The 22,993-nt window shown below is 73.7% G+C and carries 24 protein-coding genes; 10 read left to right on the top strand and 14 right to left on the bottom strand.

Annotated elements, in window-relative coordinates; translation table 11 throughout:
* The gene (locus K7G60_RS04470; protein WP_225799456.1) at nt 1-150 is read left to right on the top strand and encodes a hypothetical protein; all 150 of its coding nucleotides are present in this window, start codon (nt 1-3) and stop codon (nt 148-150) included.
* 64 nt (nt 151-214) lie between these two features.
* On the opposite strand, the gene K7G60_RS04465 is transcribed toward K7G60_RS04470, so the two are convergent.
* Entirely contained in the window at nt 215-625 is a 411-nt protein-coding gene (locus K7G60_RS04465; protein ID WP_225799455.1) for a rodlin, read from the bottom strand.
* Between the two features lie 219 nt (nt 626-844).
* Here K7G60_RS04465 and K7G60_RS04460 point away from each other — a divergent pair, with 219 nt between their 5' ends.
* Together K7G60_RS04460 and K7G60_RS04455 are read left to right on the top strand one after the other, a co-directional pair.
* Nucleotides 845-1,258, top strand: a complete 414-nt coding sequence (locus tag K7G60_RS04460; protein WP_225799454.1) for a rodlin — start codon at nt 845-847, stop codon at nt 1,256-1,258.
* A 174-nt stretch (nt 1,259-1,432) separates the two neighbouring features.
* Nucleotides 1,433-1,666, top strand: coding sequence for a chaplin (locus tag K7G60_RS04455; RefSeq protein ID WP_225799453.1), 234 nt, complete (start codon nt 1,433-1,435; stop codon nt 1,664-1,666).
* Between the two features lie 66 nt (nt 1,667-1,732).
* Here K7G60_RS04455 and K7G60_RS04450 read toward each other — a convergent pair whose 3' ends face one another.
* Complete coding sequence (locus K7G60_RS04450; RefSeq protein WP_225799478.1) at nt 1,733-2,983, bottom strand: FAD-dependent oxidoreductase; 1,251 nt, start codon at nt 2,981-2,983, stop codon at nt 1,733-1,735.
* 26 nt (nt 2,984-3,009) lie between these two features.
* The gene (locus K7G60_RS04445) at nt 3,010-4,320 is read right to left on the bottom strand and encodes an ATP-grasp domain-containing protein (protein WP_225799452.1); all 1,311 of its coding nucleotides are present in this window, start codon (nt 4,318-4,320) and stop codon (nt 3,010-3,012) included.
* A 156-nt stretch (nt 4,321-4,476) separates the two neighbouring features.
* On the opposite strand from K7G60_RS04445, the gene K7G60_RS04440 reads away from it, so the two are divergent.
* Nucleotides 4,477-5,805 (top strand): glycoside hydrolase family 26 protein, encoded by a 1,329-nt coding sequence (locus K7G60_RS04440; protein WP_225799451.1) that lies wholly within the window; start codon nt 4,477-4,479, stop codon nt 5,803-5,805.
* Nucleotides 5,806-5,832: 27 nt separating this feature from the next.
* Here K7G60_RS04440 and K7G60_RS04435 read toward each other — a convergent pair whose 3' ends face one another.
* The 9 genes from K7G60_RS04435 to K7G60_RS04395 form a co-directional block, all read right to left on the bottom strand.
* Entirely contained in the window at nt 5,833-6,981 is a 1,149-nt protein-coding gene (locus K7G60_RS04435) for a GNAT family N-acetyltransferase (RefSeq protein WP_374115583.1), read from the bottom strand.
* On the bottom strand, nt 6,978-7,649 hold the full coding sequence (locus tag K7G60_RS04430; protein WP_225799450.1) for a lipopolysaccharide biosynthesis protein: 672 nt from the start codon (nt 7,647-7,649) through the stop codon (nt 6,978-6,980). The genes K7G60_RS04435 and K7G60_RS04430 overlap by 4 nt, the downstream gene beginning before the upstream one ends.
* Nucleotides 7,650-7,662: 13 nt before the next feature.
* Complete coding sequence (locus tag K7G60_RS04425; RefSeq protein WP_225799449.1) at nt 7,663-8,796, bottom strand: glycosyltransferase; 1,134 nt, start codon at nt 8,794-8,796, stop codon at nt 7,663-7,665.
* Nucleotides 8,793-9,593, bottom strand: a complete 801-nt coding sequence (locus K7G60_RS04420; RefSeq protein WP_225799448.1) for a polysaccharide deacetylase family protein — start codon at nt 9,591-9,593, stop codon at nt 8,793-8,795. The genes K7G60_RS04425 and K7G60_RS04420 overlap by 4 nt, the downstream gene beginning before the upstream one ends.
* The gene (gene murJ, locus K7G60_RS04415) at nt 9,493-11,292 is read right to left on the bottom strand and encodes a murein biosynthesis integral membrane protein MurJ (protein WP_374115585.1); all 1,800 of its coding nucleotides are present in this window, start codon (nt 11,290-11,292) and stop codon (nt 9,493-9,495) included. Before murJ ends, K7G60_RS04420 begins: the two co-directional genes overlap by 101 nt.
* 217 nt (nt 11,293-11,509) lie before the next feature.
* Nucleotides 11,510-12,838: an O-antigen ligase gene (locus K7G60_RS04410; RefSeq protein WP_225799446.1), complete on the bottom strand. Its 1,329-nt coding sequence runs from the start codon at nt 12,836-12,838 to the stop codon at nt 11,510-11,512.
* 2 nt (nt 12,839-12,840) lie between these two features.
* Nucleotides 12,841-14,292, bottom strand: coding sequence for an exopolysaccharide biosynthesis polyprenyl glycosylphosphotransferase (locus K7G60_RS04405; protein WP_225799445.1), 1,452 nt, complete (start codon nt 14,290-14,292; stop codon nt 12,841-12,843).
* Complete coding sequence (locus K7G60_RS04400) at nt 14,289-15,425, bottom strand: glycosyltransferase (RefSeq protein WP_225799444.1); 1,137 nt, start codon at nt 15,423-15,425, stop codon at nt 14,289-14,291. The genes K7G60_RS04405 and K7G60_RS04400 overlap by 4 nt, the downstream gene beginning before the upstream one ends.
* Nucleotide 15,426: 1 nt before the next feature.
* Nucleotides 15,427-16,485, bottom strand: a complete 1,059-nt coding sequence (locus K7G60_RS04395; protein ID WP_225799443.1) for a DUF3344 domain-containing protein — start codon at nt 16,483-16,485, stop codon at nt 15,427-15,429.
* A 382-nt stretch (nt 16,486-16,867) separates the two neighbouring features.
* Between K7G60_RS04395 and K7G60_RS04390 the strand changes: the two genes are divergently transcribed.
* The 5 genes from K7G60_RS04390 (at nt 16,868) to K7G60_RS04370 (ending at nt 21,026) form a co-directional block, all read left to right on the top strand.
* A complete protein-coding gene (locus K7G60_RS04390; protein WP_225799442.1) occupies nt 16,868-17,107 on the top strand; it encodes a chaplin in 240 nt (79 codons plus the stop codon).
* A gap of 272 nt (nt 17,108-17,379) precedes the next feature.
* Complete coding sequence (locus K7G60_RS04385) at nt 17,380-18,021, top strand: hypothetical protein (protein ID WP_225799441.1); 642 nt, start codon at nt 17,380-17,382, stop codon at nt 18,019-18,021.
* Nucleotides 18,022-18,245: 224 nt separating this feature from the next.
* A complete protein-coding gene (locus K7G60_RS04380; RefSeq protein WP_093874334.1) occupies nt 18,246-18,521 on the top strand; it encodes a hypothetical protein in 276 nt (91 codons plus the stop codon).
* Nucleotides 18,522-19,936: 1,415 nt separating this feature from the next.
* Nucleotides 19,937-20,449, top strand: a complete 513-nt coding sequence (locus tag K7G60_RS04375; protein ID WP_225799440.1) for a hypothetical protein — start codon at nt 19,937-19,939, stop codon at nt 20,447-20,449.
* 298 nt (nt 20,450-20,747) lie between these two features.
* On the top strand, nt 20,748-21,026 hold the full coding sequence (locus K7G60_RS04370; RefSeq protein WP_225799439.1) for a chaplin: 279 nt from the start codon (nt 20,748-20,750) through the stop codon (nt 21,024-21,026).
* Between the two features lie 62 nt (nt 21,027-21,088).
* On the opposite strand, the gene K7G60_RS04365 is transcribed toward K7G60_RS04370, so the two are convergent.
* Together K7G60_RS04365 and K7G60_RS04360 are read right to left on the bottom strand one after the other, a co-directional pair.
* Nucleotides 21,089-21,955: a tyrosinase family protein gene (locus tag K7G60_RS04365; protein WP_225799438.1), complete on the bottom strand. Its 867-nt coding sequence runs from the start codon at nt 21,953-21,955 to the stop codon at nt 21,089-21,091.
* Nucleotides 21,939-22,337 carry a tyrosinase cofactor gene (locus K7G60_RS04360; RefSeq protein ID WP_225799437.1) on the bottom strand — a complete coding sequence of 133 codons (399 nt, stop codon included), beginning with the start codon at nt 22,335-22,337 and terminating at the stop codon, nt 21,939-21,941. Before K7G60_RS04360 ends, K7G60_RS04365 begins: the two co-directional genes overlap by 17 nt.
* 150 nt (nt 22,338-22,487) lie before the next feature.
* Here K7G60_RS04360 and K7G60_RS04355 point away from each other — a divergent pair, with 150 nt between their 5' ends.
* A complete protein-coding gene (locus tag K7G60_RS04355) occupies nt 22,488-22,991 on the top strand; it encodes a DUF5949 family protein (RefSeq protein ID WP_225799436.1) in 504 nt (167 codons plus the stop codon).
* Nucleotides 22,992-22,993 lie beyond the last annotated feature (2 nt).

Raw genomic sequence — 22,993 nt, 5'->3', positions numbered from 1 at the left:
GTGAGCGACCCGCCTCCGGCGGACAGCAACCCGTTCCCCGTCTATTCCGAGCTGGTCGCGCAGTGGGTGCAGGCGGGGCGGGCGGTGCCGGGGATGCCCGACCGGGAGTGGGAGCGCCTGATGGCGACGCCGGTCTGGCCGGCCTGGTAGACGAAAGGGGCCGCCCCGGAGGGCGGCCCCTGACGTGTGGACGTCGTCCCGTTCAGGCGGTGCGTCAGCGGTTGCCGACGCCGTTGCCCGAGAGGACCGGGATGTCGTCCAGGATGTGCGACAGGGCCTCGTCACCCTTGGCCTGGGTGGAGTTCTCGGTGCACTGCTGGTTCTGCGGGGACGACAGAACGTTGATGTCCTGGACGGTGATCGGGATGAGGCCGATCAGCGAACCGGCGTTGACCTTGGCAGGCAGGCCGATGCAGGGCTTGTTCAGGGAGCCCTGGACGAGCGCCATCTGCGGGCTCATGTTGCCGTAGGTCTTGGAGTTGCCGAACTCCTGGTGCGCACCGTTGCCCGAGAGCGACGTGGTGCCGCCGTCGTTGGCGATGGCGAGGGCGGGGGTGGCCACGGCGGCGCTGGCGCCGACGATGGAGACGGCTGCGGCCGCGGTGGCCATAACCTTCTTGATCACGGGAGTTCCCTTCTAGAACCGGCTCCGTGCAGGGAGCGACCTGATCAACAGGCGTTCGGACGCGGGGGTTCCGCTGTGTCACCCCCTTGGCGGAGCGCGCGCGGCAGCGCGAAACGCGGACACAGTCGAACGAGTGAAGCGCCGGAACCAAAGCCCGTGACCGCAGTTGATCCCGTCGCATCAATCAGGTCGATTGGTGGGAACAGGAACGGAATCACCGTGATCAAGAAGATTATGGCGGCCGCCGCTGTGACGGCCTCTGTTGTCGGCGCTTCCGCTGCGGCGGCCTCCCCGGCGCTCGCCATCGCCGATGACGGCGGTACGACCTCGCTCAGCGGCAACGGCGCGCACGAGTCGTTCGGCAACGCCGAGACCCACGGCAACATGAGCCCGCAGCTCCAGGCCGTCCAGGGCTCGCTGAACAAGCTCTGCGTCGGTCTGCCGGCCAAGGCCAACCTCGGTTCGCTCGTCGGCATCCTCGTCCCGATCACCGCTCAGGACATCAACGTCCTGTCCAACCCGCAGAACCAGCAGTGCGCGGAGAACTCCACCCAGGCCAAGGGCGACGAGCCGCTGTCGCACCTCGTCGAGGACATCCCGGTCCTCTCCGGGAACGGCGCCTACAACGGCTGATCCGTTTCGCGCACGACAGGGCCGGAGGGAACGAACGCGTTCCCTCCGGCCCTGTCGTGCGGGCAATGGAGTGAAAGAGAAGATGCCGGTGTTATTCCGGTTTCCTTTGTGCGGCATGTTCGTTGTGTCGTGTGCAGCGGAAATTCATTCCGCCGAGGAAAGGATCCAGACGAAATGAACTGCAAGAAGGTCGCGGCCGTCGTCGCCGGAATCGTCATGGCCATGGGCGTGGCGTCGCCCGCCTTCGCCGACGCGGACGCGCTCGGTCTCGCCGCCGGTTCGCCGGGCGTCCTCTCCGGGAACGTCGTCCAGGTCCCGATCCACGTCCCGATCAACATCTGCGGCAACAGCGTGAACGTCATCGGCGCGCTGAACCCGGCCGCCGGCAACACCTGCATCAACGTCTGAGTCCCGGCGCCCGCAGGCACGGAGGGCCGGTCCCGGAGGGCATCCGCTCCCGGGGCCGGCCCTCCGTCACGCCGAGACCGGCGCCTCACCGCCCGCACGCGGCCGGCCCGGGACGCCGGTGGCCGCCCGCAACCGCCGCCGGACCCCCTTCACCAGCCGCCCCGCCGTGTACTCGGCGCCGAAGACGAACCGCATCGACGGCCCGTACGAGGGGGCCGTGAGCAGACCGGCGAGGAAGAGGCCCGGCCAGGAGGACTCGAAGAGGCCGCCGACCTCCGGGGCGCCGCCCGCGCCGACCCTGCGCAGCGCCCCGCGCAGCGCGGGGGAGAGGACCCCGGCCCGGTCGAGGCTCGGGGTGAAGCCGGTGGCCGCGATCACGTGGTCCGTCTCCAGGACGGCCGTCCCGTCCGGCCCCGCCACGTCGAGCCGGAGCCGCTCGCCCCCGGTCGCCCTCGCCGAGGTGATCCGGTGCCCGAGGCGGACGTCGCCGACCGCCGCGAACCGCTCGCGGAGCCACCAGGCCCCCGCCGGGCCGAGCGCCTGGTCGAAGATCCGCTCGCGGGTGGCGGCCGGCAGCCGCCGGAAGATCCCGGGGGTGTCCGCGTACAGCTTGTTCCGCCAGCCGCAGCCGAGACCCGTGTGCGGGGCGCGCAGCGAGGGCCACAGACCGCGGTCGAGGGCCGGCGGCAGGGTGTTCCAGTTCAGCCGGCCGGCCCGGGCGACGATCCGTACGGCGGCGGCGCCCCGCTCGGTGAGGAGCGCGGCGGTCTCCAGCGCCGCCTGGCCGGCGCCGACGACGGTGACGTCCCGGCCGGCGAAGCCGTCGAGCTCGCCGTGGTGGCTGGAGTGGGTGACGTACCGCCGGGGCAGTCCCCGCAGGGGCTCGGGGATCTCCAAGAACGGCAGGACGCCCACGGCCAGGGCCACCGTCCGGGCGCGCAGCGGCTCGCCGTCCTCGGTGCGCAGCTCGAAGCCCCCGGTGGCGGGCGCGACCGAGCCGATGAGCCGCTCGTCGAGGACGGGCACGGCCTGCCGGGCGAACCAGTCGCCGTACGCGGCGAAGAAGTCCACCGGGAGGGGCACGCCGTGCCGGGCGCGGACGCCCCTGGCCGCCGCGTAGGCGTCGAGGCCGTAGGCCCCCTCGGGGTCGGAGAGGTGGGAGGCCCAGGGCTCCGACTTCAGGAACATCCCGGAGGGCATGGCGTGCCAGGACTCCATCGAGCGGCCGAAGGTCCTCAGGCGCAGTCCGTGGACGGCGGCGTGGGCGGCCACGGACAGGCCGTAGGGCCCGGCCCCGACCACCACCAGGTCGTACATCGACTTCGACATCGTGCCTTCCGCGTTCATCGTGGGGTGAGCCGGTCGGGGGAGGTGCGGGGCGAGGGCGGCGCGGGGGCGACCGCCGGGTCCGTACGGAGGGACACGAGCGTCCGGCGGAGCGCGCCGAGGGCCTTGCGCAGGAGGTGCGCGAGCCAGGCACGGCCCATCGCCAGCGCGGGCGCGGGATCGTCGGCCGCGAACCAGGCGCACTCGGTCCGGCCCCGGGCCGCGCCGGGCTCGGGGGCGTACCGGCGGCGCGGGGAGGCGAGCAGCGAGAGCGCCGCGTAGTTCTCGACCAGGAACCGGCGGCCGTACGCGGGGGAGTGCGGCGGTACGGGCCGGCCGGTGAGGTCCAGGTGCAGCGCCCGGACCACGTCCAGGCCGTCCGGATCGGTGAAGAGCCGGAACTGGGCGCCGGGCCGGGGGTTGAAGTCGAGCAGGTGGTACGCGCCGGTCGCCCTGTTCAGCCGGAAGTCCAGGTCGCACACGCCCCGGTAGCCCAGCGCGTCGAGGAGGTCGCGGGCCGTCCGGTCGACGGTCGGGTTCACCGTCCAGCGGCCGGAGGCGGTGAGCCCGGCCCCGTCCGGCCAGGAGCGCTCCTTGCGCCCGGTTCCCCCCGTCGAGCAGCGGCCCGTGGAGTCCACGTAACCGTGGAAGAACCAGTCGAGGTCCCGGCCCGCCGGCAGCAGCTCCTGGAGCAGCAGCCGGCTGCCGGCCTCCGGGGTGCGGGCGTACAGCTCCCGCACCTCGGCGGGCGAACGCACGATCGAGGTGCTCCGCAGCCCGCCGCCGGCCGGCAGCAGCCACGGACGGCTCCACTTGGCGACCACGGGAAGGCCGAGCGACCAGGCCATGGCGGCGGCCTCGTCGGCGCCGTCGGGGAGTTCGGTACGGGGGTGGGGCAGGCCCAGGCCCGCGCAGGTCTCGGCGAGCTCCGCCTTGTCCGCGACCCTCAGCAGCTGCTCCTCGGTCTGCTCGGGCAGCAGGAAGCGCGGGACGAGCGCGGAGCGGCGGCGGGCCAGGGCGAGGGCGCTGACGTCGTCCAGCGGCACGGCGAGGAGGGGATGTGACGGGTCGTCGTCGATCTCGTCCGCGACACGGGTCAGGAGCTCGGCGAGCCCGGTGGCGGAGTCGGTCCCGGGGCGCACGCGGACCGAGCGGAGATGGCGGGAGCGGGCGACCGGACTGGTGCTCGATTCGATGACGGCGTGGACCGGAATTCCCGCCCGCCCCAGTGAACGCGCGGCGCCGAGGGTGCCGTGATGAAAGGGATTCCGGTCGAGCCGTACGAGGACGGCGGGGACGCTGGTGTCGAAATGCTGACGGCTCGGCACGGCATGCCCTTCATCTCGGGTGCCCCAACTGGGCGATGAAATCCTCTAATGGACTACTGATCCAGGGGAGCCGAGCTCACGATCGGCCCATTAGGAATACTTTCTGAACATCGGATTGACGGTTCATCAAATGGCGTACGACGTGAAGGAGTGGCCATGGCAGCTGCACACCGCGGAAGATCGAGAGTGTGGCTGGGGGTGTTCACCGCCGGTCTCCTCGCCTCGGGGTCAGTCGTGCTCCCGTCCCCCGCCCGCGCCGCCGAATCCGTGACGACGACGGACCCCGGACCGCCCCCCGCCGGCGCCATGGGCGCCTTCCTCGACTCGGGCAGGGCCGGCGTCAGCCGCATCAGGCAGCTCGAACGGTGGCTCGGCGGCCACGAGCTCCGCGTCGGCCACACCTACCTCCCGGGCGACCTCTGGTCGAACATCGAGGGACCCCCCGGCTTCCTGGAGGCCTGGGCCGACTGGCGCAACGAGCGGCTCCACCGCATGTTCGTCCTCAACGTGCCCATGCTGGAGCGCAACGAGGCCCGCCTCTCCGACCGCGAGGTCCGCCGCCAGCTCCAGCTCGGCGCCGCCGGGTACTACGACCACCACTTCAGGACCCTCGCCGAACGCCTCGTCGAAGAGGGAGCCAGGGACACCGTCGTCGTCCTCGGCTGGGAGATGAACGGCACCACCTACAGCCACCGGTGCGCTCCCGACCCCACGGCGTGGAAGAAGTACTGGAACCGGATCGTCACCGCGATGCGTTCCGTACCGGGCCAGAAGTTCCGCTTCGACTTCAACCCCAGCCGGGGCCTCGACGCGATTCCGTGGACCGAGTGCTACCCCGGCGACGACGTCGTCGACATCATCGGCATGGATTCGTACGACCAGCCGGCCGGAAGCAGTTTCGACCGGCACGTCAGCGAACCGTACGGGCTCCAGAAGCAGGTCGATTTCGCCGCCGAGCACGGGAAGCAGATCTCCTATCCCGAATGGGGGCTCTTCCGGAACGGCGACAACCCGGAATACATGCGGCGCATGCTGGCGTGGATGAAGCAGCACAAGCCGCTGTACCACACGATCACCGACTACTGCCCGCACGGCGTCTGGCAGTGCGACGACAATCCGCAGTCGTCGCTGGTGTTCCGCCAGATGCTGTACGGCACGGAACCGCAACTCCCGACGGACCCGACGGACCCGACGGACCCGACGGACCCGACGGACCCGACCGACCCGACGATTCCGGAACCGAAGCCGGAGCCCAAGCCCGAGCCCAAGCCGGAGCCCAAGCCGGAGCCCAAGCCCGAGCCCAAGCCCGAGCCGGAGCCGAAGCCCGAGCCGGAACCCGAGCCCGAGCTCGACTGCTGGCCCGTGGACCTCGGTCCGTGGGTGGAGAACTGGCTCGGTGGGTCCGTCTGCGTCCCGGAGGAGCACTGGAAGGACGAGGTCGACCTCGACTGGAAGGACGCCCTGAAGGAGGTCTGGCCCTTCTGACGTCCCTCACGGCGGCGGTGGCGGAGCTCATCCGCCGCCACCGCGGCCGAGCAGCCGCCCGACCCAGGCCCGCTCCCGCGCCTGCCGGGCCGCCCAGCGGCGGGCGCCGGCCGCGCCCGCGCGCAGCCACAGGAGCGGGGCCGTACCGCGGCCGGCGAGGAGCAGACGGCGGTTGCGCACCGGTTCGGGCCGCCAGTGCTGCTTGTACGACTCGCTGCCGCGCAGCATGCTGAGCGTGGCCCGCCCGCCCGCGCTGGTCTCGCGCGCCCCGTGCCGGAGCAGCATCGTCGCCACGTCGACCTTGCGGGCGCGCAGCGCCGGATCGGCACCGTACAGATAGCCGCCCGCGAGCCGCGGGGACATCAGGGTCAGGTCGGCGGCGACCACGTCCCCGGCGAGCCGGAACTCGGTGACCATCGCGTCGCCGCGCTCGACCATGGGCCGCACGGCGCGGGTGAGGTGCTGGGCGAACCGCTCGCTGGTGTGCTCGGCGGTCACGCCCCGGCCCTGCCACTGCAGCCGATGGAGCTTCAGGAGCCGGTCGAGGGCGGCGGGAACCTCCTCGCCGGTCACCACGCGCGCGTCGATGCCGAGCGCGTCCAGCTTCCGCAGCTTGGCGCGGACCCGCTGGGCCTTCCCGGACGGGATCCGTTCGAGGAGCCCCTCCATGGGGACGGCGGGCAGCTCCAGGCAGAGCGAGTCGGGCATCCGGCGGCGCGGGCCGCGCCAGTGGGCGAAGACGCGTTCGCTGGCCGCCCCGGGCCGGACCTCCCGCAGGTCGAGGACGGCCCCCCGGGCGGCCCGCGCGAGGGCCCCGGCGAGGGCGGGCGCCGCCTCCGGGCAGGCGTCGTCGAGGAGGACGTCCGTGAAGTCGGTGATGCTGCCGCCGAGCTGGGTGAGGACGGGCAGCGGCCCGCGGGCCCGCATCAGGGGCGCGGCGGCGACGAGTTCCCCGCCGTCCCGTCGTACGAGCACCACCCGCAGCGCACCGGGCCGGCCGTACGAGAGCCACCAGGAGTGCAGCCAGGAGTGGGACTGGAAGGGGGTGGCGGAGGAGCAGCGTCCGTACAGTGCCGTCCACTCGGCCGAAAGCCGCCCGAACTCCTCCTCGTCACGGCAGATCTCGCTCCGCAGGGCCCGCCGGTCGAGCCGGGCGGTCCGCGTTCTCGCGCTCACACCGCCTCCGGCCGGTGCGTGGCGACCGCCGGCGCGGGCACCGCGGTGGCCGGGACGGTCGCCTGCCGGGAGTGCCGGGCCTCGCCGCGCGGGGCGGAGCGCTTCGGGCGGACCAGGAGGACCAGGCCGCCGAGGAGACCGCCCGCACAGCCGCCGACGAGCGCGGAGAGCGGCGCGGAGGGCGAGACGGGCGCGACGGGCTCGGTCGCACGGGAGAACTGGACGACCTTCACGCCCGTGCTGCCCGCCACGTGCGAGCTGTCGAGGACGAGCGCGCGGGCCACCCCGTCGGCCATCGAGACCGCCTGGGCGGGCTTCGCCGACCGCGCGGTGATCGAGATCATCGGCGCGTCCGGGGAGGTCTCGGCCTGCACGCTCTTCCGCAGGGTGTCGGCGGTGACCCCCGCCCACACCTGGGCGTCGCCGGTCACCGCGATGTCGGTGGCGACCCGCCCGTACGCCTGGGCGAAGCCGACCGCCGCCGCCGGGTCGGCCTTCTCGGCCGGTACGACGATGACGTAGCTGGTCGCCGCGTACTCCGGCGCCCTCAAGGCTCCGTAGCCGCCGCCGAGGACCGCCCCGGCGAGGACGGCGGCGGGCAGCACCGCCCAGCGGCCGGGGGACCGCAGGCCGGCGGGGAGGAGGGCGCGGGGTGGGGTGGTGTTCATGGGGCGGGTTCTCTCACTTCGCGGGGGAGGGGGTGCCGTGGACGGCCTGGTCGTAGAGGGACATCAACTGCCCTGCGCTGTGCGCGATGTCGTAGCGGCGGGCGGCCGCCGGCAGCGGGAGCCGGGCGGGACGGGCGTCCCGGACGCCGTGCAGCGCGGAGATCAGCCCGGGGACGGACTCGCCGATCCGGCGCGCGCCCGGTGCCGCGTCCGGGGGCAGGTCGTCGATCGCCGGGCAGGCCACGTACAGCACGGGAAGGCCCGCCGCGAGCGCCTCGACGATCGCGAGCCCGAAGGCCTCGTCCGGAGAGGTGGACACGAAGACGTCCATGGCGGAGAGGAGCTCGGGCAGCGAGGGCCCGAGGGCGCCGGCGGCCGGCGGGTCCTCGCAGGCCCCGGCGAGGAGGATCCGGTCGGCGGCCCCGCACTCCCGGGCGACCCGCAGCAGCTCCTCGCGGTGCTCGCCCTCGCCGACGAGGAGCAGCCGGGCCTCCGGCACCGAGGCCACCGCCCGCACCAGCCGGTCGAACCGCTTCCCTGGCGCGAGCCGTCCGACGCCGCCGACGACGTACGCGTCCTCGGGGATGCCGAGCACGCCCCGGGTGAGGCGCCGGGCGCGCGCGTCGAAGGCGAACCGGCCGGACTCGATGCCGTTCGGCACCACCCGGATGCGGTCCGGCGGCACGCCCCAGTCCGCGAGCCGGCGGGCGACGCTGGGCGAGACGGCGACCGTGGACGTGCCGAGCCGCTCGGACGCCAGATAGAGCGCGCGGGTGCCCGCCGAGAGCGGCCGGCCCTCGATCTGGTTCTCGCCGAGCGAGTGCTCGGTGGCGATCACCCGGCGGACCCCGGCGAGCCGGGCCGCCACCCTGCCGTACACGCACGCCCGGTAGAGGTGCGTGTGGACGAGGTCGTAGCGGCCCTGCCGGACGATCCGGGCGAGCCGGGGCAGCGCGCCGAGGTCGCGGTTCCCGGCCATGCCGAGGTGGGTGACGGGCGTGCCGTCGGCCTCGATGCCCGCGGCGACCGCGCCCGGGTTGGTGAGGGTGACCACCCCGCCGGCCACCGGCAGGTGACGGAGCAGCAGCCGGAGCTGCTGCTCGGCTCCGCCGATGCCGAGCCCGGTGATGACGTGCAGGACCTTCACGGCGCACCGACCGGGGACGGGCCGTACGCGGCGGGGAACAGGTCGGCGGGGTGACGGCGGCGCAGCGGGTGCAGGACGCGCTTGGCGGTGAGCCGCCAGGGGGTGTCGTTCTCGCCGATGTGGACGCGGGGCAGGGCGTACGTGCTGGTGTGCGGGCCCGGGTCGATCGCGCAGCCGTAGCGGTAGCCGGCCTTGCGCACGGCGTGGATCGCGCGCGGGTCGACCTGCCCGTACGGATAGCAGAAGCCGTCCACCGGCCGGCCGGTCATCTCCTCCAGGAGCTCACGGCTGTGCCGGGTCTCGGCCGCGAGCGTCGTGTCGTCGGCCTCGGTCAGCGGGACGTGCCGCAGGCCGTGCGAGCCGATCTCCATGCCGGCCTCGGCGATCCGCCGGATCCCGTCCTCGTCGAGCAGCGGTTTGCGCGGCCCGTCCGCGTCCCAGCCGTTCTCGCCGCCGAGGCGGCCCGGCAGGACGTACACCGTCGCCGTGAAACCGTGCCGGCGCAGCAGCGGCAGCGCCGAGTCGAGGAAGTCCGCGTACCCGTCGTCGAAGGTCAGGCCCACGAGCCCCCTGGCGCGCCCCTCGGCGGTGGCGGCGAGCAGCTCCCGCACCGAGACCCCGCGCAGCCCCCGGTCGCCGAGCCAGTGCAGCTGCCGGGCGAAGCGCACGGGGGAGACGGTCACCCGGTACGGATCGTCAGCGGTGTCCGTGATCGAGTGGTACATCGCCACCCACAGGGGCGGCTTCCACAGAGGCGGCTTCGGCAGTGGACGGCGCAGCGCGGTGGCGGCGGGCATGGGGGGTCCTCCGGAAGGCGGAGCGGGGCAGGGGCGGGATCTCGGGCGCCTGGGCGGCGCAGGCGATGAAGAGCAGGAAGACGCCGGCGACGACCAGGCCGGCGACGACGACGGCGAGGAGGGCTGAGTCGATCGCCAGCTGGCAGAGCCAGCCGACGCCGGTGGCCCACGCGCCCGCGGTGGCGAGCCGGAGCAGCCCCTCGCCGAGCCGGTCGACGCGGACCGGGACGGCCTGGCGGTGCGCGCCCCGCAGCAGCAGGACGGCGCTGAGGGTGATGCCGAGGGCGTTGGCGGCGGCGATGCCGACCGCGCCCCAGTAGTGGGCGCCGGGGACGCCGGCGGCGGCGGTCGTGGCGAGGCCGGCGGCCATGGCGGCGGCCGGGTACCAGAGCGGGCGGGCGGCGGAGAAGTAGCAGCGGACGAGGGCGCCGACCATCGTCTGGCCCAGCAGACCGAGCGCGTACACCCGCATGACGGCGGCGGTGGCGACGGTGTCGGCCCTGGTGAACTCGCCGCGCTCGAAGAGAAGTTCCACGATCCGGGGGGCGACGGCGATGACCGCCGAGGAGCCGACGAGCACGACGACCGCGGCGAGCAGCAGATCCCGCTCGACCCGGCGGCGGGCCGCCTCCGGATCGCCGGCGGCGAGCGCGCGGGCGACCACCGGGAAGCTGACCGTGCACAGCATCAGGGAGAGGATCATCGGCATCTGCGCGACCTTCTGCGCGTAGTTCAGGTGCGAGATGGCGCCGGCGGGCAGCGGCGAGGCGAGGAACCGCTCGATCAGGGTCTGGGACTGGCGGCACAGCGAGAACGCGACGACGGGCGCGATCAGACCGATGACCAGGAAGCGGCCCTCTCCGGCGAAGGCGGCCGCCGCCGGCTCCCGCGGGGGAGTGCGCGGGGGCGTGCGCAGCGCGCGCAGGAGCGAGGGGGCCTGGACGAGGACCATCAGGACCCCGCCGACGGCGACCCCCGCGGCGGCGGACCGCACCCCCCACGGCTCGCGCAGCACCAGGATCGTGCCGATGATCCCCGTGTTGTACGCCACGTAGATCGCCGCCGGCGGCAGGAACCGGCCGTGCGCCCGCAGCGCCGCCGAGCAGTACCCCACCAGGGCGAAGGACAGCACGCAGGTCCCGGTGAGCCGCGTGCAGTCCACGGCGAGCCCCGGGTCGGGCAGCCCCGGCGCGAGCGCGGCCACGAGCAGCGGCGCCGCGACGATCAGGACGACGGCGGCGAGACCGAGGGCGAGGACGATCCGGGGGAGCGTCCCGCGCACCAGCTCGCGCACCGGGTCACCGGGCAGGCCGGCCGAACGACGGGCCAGGGCCCGGGAGAAGGCGGGCACCAGGATCAGCGCCATCGCGTCCTCGATGAGCAGCGTCGAGGCGAACTCGGGCACCGTCCACGCCACCAGGAACGCGTCGGTCCCGGCCCCGGCCCCGAAGTACCCGGCCATGATCTGGTCCCGCACGAGCCCGAGGACCGCCCCGGCCGCGGTCAGCCCCGCCGTCACGGCCGCCGCCTTCGCGAGGAACCCGCCGCCCCCGGACGCACCGGCGCGAGGCCCCCGCGCGCGGGCGTGCGCCCGGCGCCCGGCGGGTGCGGCCGCGGTCCGCTGCTTCGTCCGCGGGGCCGACGGGGACGCGGCCGACGGGGGCGCGCCCGTCCGGGGGCCGCCGGGGTGGCGCGCCACCCGCCGGGCCCCGGCGAGCAGCCCGGTGGAGACGGCCGCGCCCGCGGCACCCGCCCCCGGCAGCACGACGGCCTCCGGGGTCCACGGGGAGTCCGTGGGGCCCGGAGGCGAGGCCGGCCAGGGGTCGGTCAGCGGGGTGCCGCAGGGCGGCCGGGGCGAGGGGCGCGGCCCGTCGGCCCACGGCGCGTCCGTGGGCTCCGGTTCCCCGGCCCACGGGTCACGCACGCCTCACCTCCGCCAGCGACCACCAGGCCGCCAGACCGAACACGACCGACATCAGGACCGTCGAGGGGCCGCCGATGTCCGCGTAGAAGAAGTCGACGAGCTGCCAGGTCAGCAGGCCCGTCGCGACGAGCGCGCAGTCCGCGCCGAACCGCTGCCGCCGCAGCGCGCCGACGAGCAGCGCCACCCAGCTCCCGGCCAGGGCGAGGAGACCCACCAGACCCTGCTCGCTCAGCACCAGGAGGTACATGTTGTGCGGGGAGAGCAGCGGCTGACGCGCGAAGCCGGCGCCCGCGCCGGCCGTGTCGCTGCCCGAGGAGAGCGCGAGCGAGGCGTTCGAATCGCGGTACCGGGGGAAGCCCTTGAGGCCGACGCCCGTGACCGGCTCCGCGCGCCACATCCGCCCCGCCGCCGCCCACATCGTGTACCGGTCCGTCACCGACTGGTCCGGGGTGGCCGTCACCCGCGTGATGCTGGTGACCCGCTCCTCCACCATCTCCGAACCGATCCCGAGGCCACCGACCAGGACCACCCCGAGCGCGGCCGCCGCGAGCGCCACCCGCACCGCCCGCCGGACCCCCGCCAGCAGCAGCTGGACCGCGCAGGTCAGCACGGTCGCGATCCACGCGCCCCGGCTGAACGACAGCACCAGCGGGACGAGGAGGAGCCCCGCGCAGACCGTCGCGGCCGTGCGGACGCGGCCGGGACCGCTGCCGAGCGCGATCCCGGTGGCGACGACGAGTCCGTACGCCACGACCGTCGCCATGCCCATCACGTCGGTGGCCCCGAAGGTGCCGACGGCCCGGATGTCCTCGCCCTGGTACGAGGCGCCCGTGCCCGTCAGGTACTGGACGACGCCGACCGCGCCCTGGAGCAGCGCGAACGCGACCAGGCCCCAGGCGATCACGGCGAAGTCCCGCCGGTCGCGGACCGTCAGGAGCACGGCCGCCGGGACGAGGACGAAGACCTGCAGGTAACGGGCGACGCCCGGCAGGCTCGCCGCCGGGTCGTTCGAGGTGATCGCGGCCAGGCAGATCCCGAGCACCGGCAGGCCGAGGACGACGGCCGCCGCCCGGGTCAGCGGCCGGGCCCCGCCGCGCAGCACCCGCACCAGACAGATCAGGACGAGGAGCCCGGAGGCCGCGTCCGCGACCGTCCCCGTGCCTCCGGTGCCGCCCTGCGCGCCGCCGCCGCCCGGGACGAGCAGCAGCGCGATCACGGCGAGGACCGGGGACAGCGCCCCGGCCCGGCGGACCAGGTCCCGTACGCCCGCGGCCTCCGGCGCGGCCGGGGCCGCCGGCGCCGTCGTCACGGCCGTGGCCATTCTCAGCTCCCCGTGGGTCGGACGAGCCCGGCCGCCGTGCGCAGCAGGATGCAGACGTCCTGCCAGAGCGACCAGTGGTCGATGTAGTGGTTGTCGAAGCGGCAGCGGTCCTCGATCGAGGTGTCGCCGCGCAGTCCGTGCACCTGCGCCAGACCCGTGAGCCCCACCGGCATCCGGTGCCGGGCCGCGTATCCCGTGTGGATCTTGCTGAACTGGGCGACGAAGTAGGGGCGTTCGGGCCGCGGCCCGACCAGGCTCATGTCCCCGCGCAGCACGTTCCACAGCTGCGGCAGCTCGTCCAGCGAGGTCTTCCGCAGGAAGCTCCCGGCCGCGCTCATCCGCCGGTCGCCCGCCACGTTCCAGCGGGTCGCCGACTCGTTGTCGTCGGAGGGGCGCAGCGTACGGAACTTGAGCAGCGTGAAGTGGCGCCCGTGCTGGCCCACCCGCTCCTGCCGGAAGAGCACTCCGGGACCGTCCGAGAGCCGCACGGCCAGCGCGCACAGCAGCAGCACCGGCAGCGCGACGGCGAGCGCGGGGGCGGCGAGCACGATGTCGAGGGCCCGCTTCGCGGCCCGCCCGCGGCGCTCGCGCAGCGGGACGATCCGCTGCCAGGCGTACCCCCACATGTGCGCGCCCATCGGCCCGTCCTGGTACCGGCCGCCGACCCGCCAGGTGGCGCAGCCGTACTGCTGGAAGAGCGTCACGAGACCCGGGTCGTCGTCGAGGAACAGGGCGTCGCGCACGGTGTTCTGGATGACCGCCCGGTGGATCTCCTCGGTCGTGGTGAGCACCGGGAGTCCGGGCTCCCCGGTCGCGCGGGAAACGCCGCCCTGCTCCGGCACGCCCACGATCCCGACCGGCCGCACCCCGTACTCGGGGTGCTGGGCGGCCGCCGCGGCGAACCGGCGCGCGGCCCCCGCCCCGCCGACGACGAGCGCCGACCGCGGACGCTCCCGGGCGATCCGGCGCCGCCGCCCGAGCAGCACGGCGCGGACCAGGCACACCAGGGCGACGTGCGTGCCGTAGGCGGCGCAGAGCCGCAGCGGCCCGATCGCCAGGGCGGGGGAGTACGCGGCGACCGCGGCCGCCGCCAGGCACCAGGCGAATCCGGCGCGGGAGCCCAGCGCGGGCAGCTCGTCCAGGGCCCGGGCGTGCGCGGCCGGCCGGTAGAGCCCCGCGTGCCCGTCGAGGACGAGGACGACCGCCAGGACCGGCAGCACGAGCCGGACGTCGTGGTGCGCCGCGCTCAGCACCGCCGCGGCGGCCAGGACGGCCAGGGCGTCGACCGCCACGAGCGCCGCCGCACCGGACCGGGGCCGCTCGCGCCGGTGGCGCGGCAGCGCGAGCCGGCCGGGCGTCCCGCGGCGCGGCGCGAGGGAGGCGAGACCGAAGGTCTGACCCCCCGTGGGCCAGGGGCCCGGCGAAGAGGGAACGCTGGTACTTTCCGTGGTCACTGCGCAATCGGCTCTCTGTGCTCGGCCCCCCGCACTCCGGCCAGCTCGCGGTAGACGTCCGCGACGGCCGCGCCGGTGCGCCGGACATCGAATCTGCTGAGTACGTGCTCGTGGGCCTCGCGGCCCAGGCGGTGCCGCAGCTCCGGCCTGCCGAGGAGGCGGCTCAGGGCGGCGGCGAGCGCGGCCGGGTCCTCGGGCGGGACCAGGCACTGGGGTTCGTGGGCGGGCGGCAGGCTCTCGCGCGCGCCGTCCACGTCGCTGACGACGACCGGCCGGCCGGCGGCCATGGCCTCCAGGGGCGCGAGGGCCATGCCCTCCCAGCGGGACGGCAGGACGACCACGTCGGCGTCCCGGTACCACGGCACGGGGTCCTCGACGGCCCCCGTGAACCGCACCGACGGGCCGGCCGCGGCCCGCAGCGCCTCCTCGTCCGGGCCGTCGCCGACCAGGACGAGCCGGGCCGCGGGCACCTCCGCGAGGACGGCGGGCCAGGCGGCGAGCAGGACGTCCTGCCCCTTCTGCCGGCAGAGCCGGCCCACGCAGACGACCGTGGGCGCCGGATTGCGGGGCGGTCCGTCGGTGGCGAACCGTGCCGTGTCCACGCCGTTGTGGACGACCGACCAGCGCGCCGCGACCCCGGCCGCCTCGCCGGTGCGCCGCTCGGCCTCGCTCACGCAGAGGACGCGGTCCGTCCACCGGGCGCCGAACCGCTCCCAGCGCCGGGCGACCGCGGCGGTCCTCCCCTCGACCGCCTCGAAGGACCAGGCGTGCGGCTGATACACCGTCGGGATCCGCCCCCGCACGGCGAGTCGGGCGCACAGCCCGGCCTTGGCGCTGTGCGCGTGGACGAGCCCGGGCCGGACCGCGCGGACCAGCCGGGCCAGCTCCCGCGTCTCGCGCAGGACGGCGGGCCCGGGGTCGCGGCCGGCCCGCCAGTCGTGGGTCTCGGCGCCCTCGGCGCGGACGGCGGCGGAGAGCCGGGTGCCGGGCGGGCAGGCGACGGCGACCCGCAGGCCGGCGGCGCGCTGGGCGCGGACCAGGTCGACGACGACACGGGCGACCCCGCCGTCGCCGGGCTGGACCGCGTGCAGGACGGTGACGGACCCGGGGTCCGTGTCGAGTGGTGACAGCACGTCAGCGCCGGACGTCCGCCTGGAGGAAGACCGCGCCGAGCCAGACGGTGTCCTTCCGGCTCCCGACCCGGACGTGGACCCGGTCGCCCCCGAAGCGCAGCGCTCCCCGCAGGTCGAACACGTCGGAGTCGTATCCGAGGGTGTTCGTACGATCCGGTCGGCGTACGGTACGACCGGCGCCGAATTCGGTGACGGTGGAGTTCAGCACGTCGTCCGCGGAATTGGCGGAATCGGAGAGACGGATGCTCTTCGAGCGGCTGGTTTCCACGGTCAGGTAATCCCCGGAAGTCCCGCGGTCACCGTCATAGGCGATCAGCCCGAGACGCCCGGAGACACCCTTGGGGAAACGGTTTCCGTCGACCGGGACGCGCAGCTCGCCGGCGCGCGGACCGACCGTTTCGAAACCGTCCCAGACGCTGATCCTGCGCAGCGGTTCCGAGGCCTTCTCGTACGCGGCGACGAGCGTCCAGCCGCCCCAGCCGCCCACCGCGGAACGGCCCATCGCCACATTCACCTGCGCGACGGTCCACTGCCCGGGACGCGAGCGGCGGACCAGCTCCGTGACGTCGGCGGAGGCCTGGAAGGCGTCGGCGCCGTCGGTCGTGCGGTGACCGATCACGGAGTCGGCGAGCAGCGCCTTGTACCGTCCCCCGGGCTCGGCGATCAGGACGCGGCCGTTGTCCTTCGGCGGCTTCTGCTCGCCCACCCGCAGGTTCCCGCCCCAGTAGAGCCGGGCCCAGGTGACCCGGGCGCCCGCCGGCACCGCGAGCCCGGCACGGCTGGAGTTGTACGTGTTGGGGTCGCTGTCCACGTCGACGTACCTGATCGAGGCGCCGTCGTTGACCGACTCGGTGCCCCTCGCACCCTTCGCCGAGGTGCTGGCGGCGCGCACGATCCCACCGTGCTGTACGGCCTGGTGGCGGGCGGTGAACGGGACGCGGGCCGCCTCCCGTGGGCGGGGCGCGGCTGCGGAAGCGCCGGGCAGCGCGGCGGTCAGGGCCGCACACGACAAGGCGCACAAGACGCTGCGACGCACAGCAAGAACCGCTGAATTCCGCATACAGGTTCTCCGCTTTGATGAGAGAAGGGAGGGAAGACCCGAGTAGGCCGGGAGAGAGGAAGGTGTCGTCCGCACGAAATGGGTGAACGCGCGGGGGGCCCGGAAGCAACGTTCGGGAACGTTATAACCCCGATGCGGGGCGATAGTAAGCATTAGATGCCCGGAAACGCTAACTCCCGTATCCCGGAGCCCGGTTCCTCGTTGTGCGTGTTGCGCCATTCCACGCCCAGTCCCCCCAATGGCCCTCCTATGGCCCAAAGATCGGTTGAACGTCACCCGTTCGGGAGAGCAACCGATGAAAAGCCGGGGCGTTGTTGAGGGAGCCGGGCCGAACAGTCCGCGCAGTCCGAGTTGGATGAATTCGATCGAGGAGCGCCTCTCCATGTCCCGTATCGCCAAGGTCGTTGTCCTGACCGTGGGTGCCGCCGCCACCGTCGCCGGTGCCGCCGGTGTCGCCGCCGCCGACGCCGGCGCCGAGGCCGCGGCCGTGAAGTCCCCCGGTGTCATCTCCGGCAACGTCGTCCAGGTCCCGGTCCACGTGCCGATCAACCTCTGCGGCAACACCGTCAGCGTCATCGGTGCGCTGAACCCGACCTTCGGCAACACCTGCATCAACGCCTGATCTCGCACGCCTGATCGGTCCTTCCGAAGCCGGTGCGCCCCCTCCTGGGTGGGCGCACCGGCTTTTTCCTTGCCGCCACTGGTCCGGTACTCGTTCGGACGCACCCTCGTGCGCCGTCCGGTGCAACGGCGTACGCCCCTCCGGGGGCAGGGCCCGGAGGCGGATTCACCCGAACGGGGACGTGGCGCTCCGTAGTTCAGCGGTTGCGGAGGGCTATAACCGCAGGCACCGTGAGAGGGCAGTTGTCCGACGCATAAGGAAAAGGAACACATATGCGTCCCCTGGCCACACGCCACCTCACCGCCCTGGCGATATCCGCCGCCCTCACCCTCGGCACGGCGGGACCCGCCTTCGCCGGCGAACACCACCCGTCCTCCACGGCCGACCGGGTCGCGCACGCGCCCCTCCCGGACGTCACCGACCTGCCGGCCCAGGCCGAAGCGCTCGGCGGGCTCGGCTCGGTGGCGACCCCCGTGACCGAACTCGTCACGGCCGCGCTCGAGGCCGACTCCGGCCGGCTGTCCGCGGCCGACGCCGAGGCCTTCAAGGCCGAGATCGCCACGGCGGTCGACCAGGCGAAGGCCACCGCCCCGGCTTTCCTCCCGGACGCTCCCGCGGCCCCCGAGCTCCCGACGGCCCCGGTGGACGTCGTGTCCGACACCCTCGGGAGCGTCGAGAAGGCGGTCGCCGCCCTGCTCTCCACGCTCACCTCCGGTGTCGGCGGAGTCGTCCCGCAGGTCACCTCCACGCTGTCCTCGCTGCTCAACCTGGTCCTCGGCCCCGTGCTCGGGGGGCTGCCCGCGCCGGACGCCGCCACCGCGCCCACGCTCCCGGCCACCGCGCCCGAGCTGCCCGTCAAGCCGCCGGCCACGGTGCCCGAGCTGCCGGTCAAGCCCCCGCTGCCCGTCCGGTAGCGCCCCCGCACCCCGTACCGGCCCGGCCCCCACCGGGCCGGTACGGGCGTGTGCGATCGGCAAATAGCACCGGTCCGCATCGATCGGGTGCAGTACCGAGAAATCCTTCCTCCCGGAGTTTCCGGCGCGCTCACTCCTCGTTACAGAAGCAGAACGATGTACAGGATTCGGCCAAGAGCCCTGTGCAGAAAGTGACTTGAAAGCACAGAGGAAGGATTCACTCCATGAAGCCCACCAAGGTCGCCGCGGTCGTCGCCGGTTCGCTGATGGCTCTGGGTGCCGCCGCGCCCGCCATGGCCACGGAGGCGCTGACCCCCACCAGCCTGAACGGCGGCCTCGAAGCGATCGCCGCCAACGGGCTCAAGAGCGACATGCTGAGCAGCACCACGGACGGCTCCCCGGTCCAGACCGTCACGAAGGCGGCGGACCAGCTGAACAGCGCCACCAAGGGCGCCTCGCTGCTGGGTGGCCTCCCGGTCGCCGGCGGACTGGGCGGCTGACGTCACCTCAGTGACACCTGCCCCACGGGCATTTACGGCGGACTCGGTGCCGCTGTTCCTCACGGTCGGCTGATCGAATGATTTTCTGATCAGCTGCCGTGTGGCCCCGGCTGTGCGCCGGGCGCCGACTCATACCCTCTGGCCGATCCCACGTGAACGTCGGTGCGGATCAGGCCGGTCGGAGCGAGGGGGGATCCTCGCCGGTCTCTCCCTTTCTCCAGAGGAAGAGCGGTATGCGGTCCATCATCAGCAGGAAAGTACTCACCGCGGCGGCAGCGACCGGCATCCTGTCGCTGAGCGGGGGCTTCGCCCTGGCCGCGAACTCCCACTCCGACACGGGCGACGGGCCCGGCTCCGGCAAGGCCGGCCATGTCCGGGCCACCCTGCCGGCGGATGTCTGCGGCAAGTCCATGGAACTCGGCGGGATCGCCGCGGCAGCCGTCGGAGACCTCTGCGACCAGGCGGAGGAACCCGACGGCTACGGCGAGGACCCGGGCGGGTACGGCGAAGGCCCCGGCGGCTACGGCGAGGAGCCGGGCCCGACGGGCCATCCCACTGGTCACCCGACCGGTCATCCCACGGGCCACCCGACGGGTCATCCGACGGGTCACCCGACCGGTCATCCGACGGGCCACCCGACGGGCCATCCGACCGGTCACCCCACGGGTCACCCGACGGGCCACCCGACCGGTCACCCGACGGGTCATCCCACGGGCCACCCGACTGGTCATCCCACGGGTCACCCGACCGGTCACCCCACGGGTCACCCGACCGGCCACCCGACGGGTCATCCCACGGGCCACCCGACTGGTCATCCCACGGGTCACCCGACCGGTCACCCCACGGGTCACCCGACCGGTCATCCCACGGGTCACCCGACCGGTCACCCCACGGGTCACCCGACCGGTCATCCCACGGGCCACCCGACTGGTCATCCCACGGGTCACCCGACCGGCCACCCGACCGGCCACCCGACGGGTCATCCGACCGGTCACCCCACGGGCCACCCGACGGGTCACCCGACCGGTCATCCCACGGGCCACCCGACGGGTCATCCGACCGGTCATCCCACGGGCCACCCGACGGGTCACCCCACGGGCCACCCGACCGGCCACCCCACCGGCCACCCCACATGTGAGCAGCCCGCGCCCGGAGAAGGGCCGCACCACGGGTGTGGGGAGCTGCCCGGCACCGGTATGGACCCCGCGCTCATGGGTGCGACCGCGATCAGTGCCGCACTGATCATCGGCGGTGGCGTCGTCTACCTCCGCGGCGGACGGCTCGCCCGCCGGCACTGACCCCGTACCCCGGCACCGCGTCAACCAGGGCCCTCGCCTTCACCGGTGAGGGCCCTCCGCGTTGCTGCACACGGGTTAGTCCCGCGACGTTTCGGCCAAGGGGCTCGTTCTCCTCACATGACTCTGCGTTCTCACGCGGGCATGGGACTCCTCATGACCGCACTCGCCTCCGCCGCCCTGGCCTCTCCCGCCGCCGCCGTCGAGGCTCCGGTGTTCGTCCCGCTCCAGGGCCTGGAGCCGGTCCTGCCGATGGACGCGCCGACCGTGGCGACCGGCGTTCCCGTCCCGATGCCCGGTGCGCCCACCGGTTTCCAGAAGGGCGTCGGCGCGCTCCCGGACGTCGCCCTGCCCAGCGTTCCGCTGGCCGGTACCCTGCCGGAGACCGTCGTCGACGCGCCGCTTCCCGAGCTCCTCAAGGGCAGCGAGCCCGGTCGCGCCCTGCTCAGCAGCCCGCACTCGGAGATGAAGGCGTCCACCCCGGGCGCCGTCGTCGGCAACCCGGTGGAGGCCCCGCGCGGCAACGGGCTCTCCGGACTGCCGAAGCTGACGGAACCTCAGGTCGGGCTCCTCACCCCGGTGCTCAGCGGCGCCCTCGACCCCCAGCTGGGACTGGCGCCGGACGCGGGCTGAGGCATCCGCGTCCCCGTTCATTCGTACGATCGGTGACCGGGCGAGTGAAGACACGATTCTTCCCCGCCACTCCAAGGGCCGTCGGTCGTTGCAAGAGAAGGCTTGTCGCATGGCCACGGCCCGCGGGCCGAAGGCGTCCCGTCGTATCCGACGGCGGACGGCATTCGGGTCGCGGGCCATTTTTCGATCTTCCTTCTTCCCTTTCGGACCAATGGCCGTGACCCGTGGCGGTGATCGGCGTTGGACGGAAGTGACGGCCGTGATTCCTGCGGTCGCTTTCCAGCCCAAGGAGTTCTTGATGTCTCGCATCGCGAAGGCTGCCGCCGTTCTCGCCGGCACGGGTGCCGTTGCCCTCAGCGGAGCCGGCCTGGCCGTCGCCGACGCCGGCGCCGGGGCCGTCGCCGCCCACTCGCCCGGTGTCGCCTCCGGCAACGCCGTCCAGGTCCCGGTCCACGTGCCGATCAACCTCTGCGGCAACACCGTCAACGTCATCGGTCTGCTGAACCCGGCGTTCGGCAACACCTGCATCAACGCCGACGGCAACGGCGGCCACGGTGACGGCGGCTACGGCGGCTGATCCCCCGCTTCACACGGATGTCCCCCCGGCCGCCGCGGCCGGGGGGACATCCGTGTGCGGGCTCAGGCGTACCGGTAGATCCGACTGTGGTCGAACATCGACGCCGGGGTCACGCCCCAGGGCGCCATCGGCTCGTGCCGGGCGGCGACCTTGCGGTGCTGCGCGTCGCCCAGGGGCGGCGGCTCCGCCGGCAGGTAGGCGGCGCCGGGGTTCCGCTGCTGCCAGCGCGACCAGATCAGGTCGACGAAGGAGTGGTGCAGCCAGAAGACCGGGTCGTTCACGGAGCCGCCGCCGAGCATCAGGCCGCCCACCCAGCGGTGCACCCGGTTGTGGATCCGGAACCGTTCGTTGCCCCGGCCGGGCGCCCAGCCCTCCAGGGCGTTGCGGAAGCCGGTGGCGCTCGTCGAGTTCCAGGGCGCGGCGTCGTACACCCGCTCGCGCATGACCTCGTCGAGCTGGGCGGCGGTGGGCAGCGTGATCGGGTCGCGGGGGCGTCCGAAGTCCCTGGTCAGGTAACGGATGTCGGTCATCGACTGGGTGATCGGCCACCGCCCGGCGGAGTGCGCGAAGGGGCCCGTCATCACCTGGAGGTCGGCCCGGCGTCCGTTGCCGCCCATGAAGTCCTCGCGCCAGATCGAGGAGGCGGGGGAGTTGTCCCGGGTCCAGTCCCAGTACGGTACGGAGACCGTCGGGTCGATCCGGCGCAGGGCCGTCTCGAACTCCAGCAGGAACTTGCGGTGCCAGGGCAGGAAACTCGGCGTCATGTGGGCGATCCGGAGCCGGCCGCCCCCGTCCGCCGTGTAGTGGTCGATGTGGGTGCGGACGAAGCGGTCGTACGCACCGGTGCGCTTGAGCTCCAGGACGGCGGCGACGAACTTGCGGCGCTCGGCGCCGGTCAGATCGCGCTGGTTCTTACGCGTGTACACCACGCGGGCTCCCTCCCGTCGGGTCGGTGACGCCGTGGGCGCCCGCGAGGGGGGAGAGCCGGGCGGTGCCCAGTTCGTCCACGGCCGCGCGGGTGGCCGCCAGGGGCGTCGGGCAGGACTCGTAGTGGTCGATCGGGGTGACGTAGCCGCCGTCGGCGCAGCGCATCAGATGCAGCGGCCGGCCGTCGACGAGGACCGTCGGCTCGCCCCCGGGGCCGGAGAAGCCCAGGATGTGACGGCCCCGGTACATCTCGTCGAAGGCGTGCGGATCGCGCGTTCCCCCCGGTTCCGGTCGGGTCGCGATGCGGCCGAGCGCACCGCCCGTGAAGGCGGTGACGGCAAGGGCGAACAGGGACCGCAGTGCGACGCGGCGCGGGACGATCATCAGTGATCTCCTGGTGGTCGGCTTATGCCCTCAGGGCACAACGATGAAAACCCGGGTTCGTTGCGGCGGAAATGCCAGCGGTGTGAATGTCGGCCGTTCGGGTGAAAACGGCGGGGGGAAAGGGCGGTTGGAGCATTAGCATCCGGTTTCATGACCACTTCCCACGTCGTTTCCTCGGCGCGCAGCGCCTCTCCGCTGGGAACTCTCACGGTGATTCCGTGGGCCAGCGAGCCTTCCGCCGACTCGGCGGGAACGCCGTTCCTGATGGCGTATTCGCTCGGTGACGGCCGGGACGGCCCGGAGGCCGGTCAGCAGGCGATGCGCGCGGCCCTGGAATCGATGAACCTCTCGGTCGGCGACCGGCTCTTCGATCTGGAGAAGGACGCCGGGATCAACGCCACGCTGCTCGTCGAGGGCGGTTCCGCCGTGCTCACCCTGCCCTTCCTGAAGGTCCAGTGCCCGGTGCCGGAGGAGTGGGAGCAGGCCGCCCGCGCCCAGGGCAAGGTCTACTTCCTCTGCTCCGTACGGCCCTGGTCCGAGGGCGTGCCCGGACAGCCCGTCGACGAGGCGCGGCTGCGGGCCTTCGTCTCGGACGAGGAGATGCTCGCCGACTGCGCCCACGTCCTGCTGCCGGTCCGCCGCATCCAGGGCTGAGC

The organism is Streptomyces sp. NK15101 (assembly GCF_020400725.1).
Classification (GTDB): domain Bacteria; phylum Actinomycetota; class Actinomycetes; order Streptomycetales; family Streptomycetaceae; genus Streptomyces.
The sequence above is the reverse complement of the archived record's forward strand: the minus strand, read 5'-3'. Positions and strand labels throughout refer to the sequence as shown.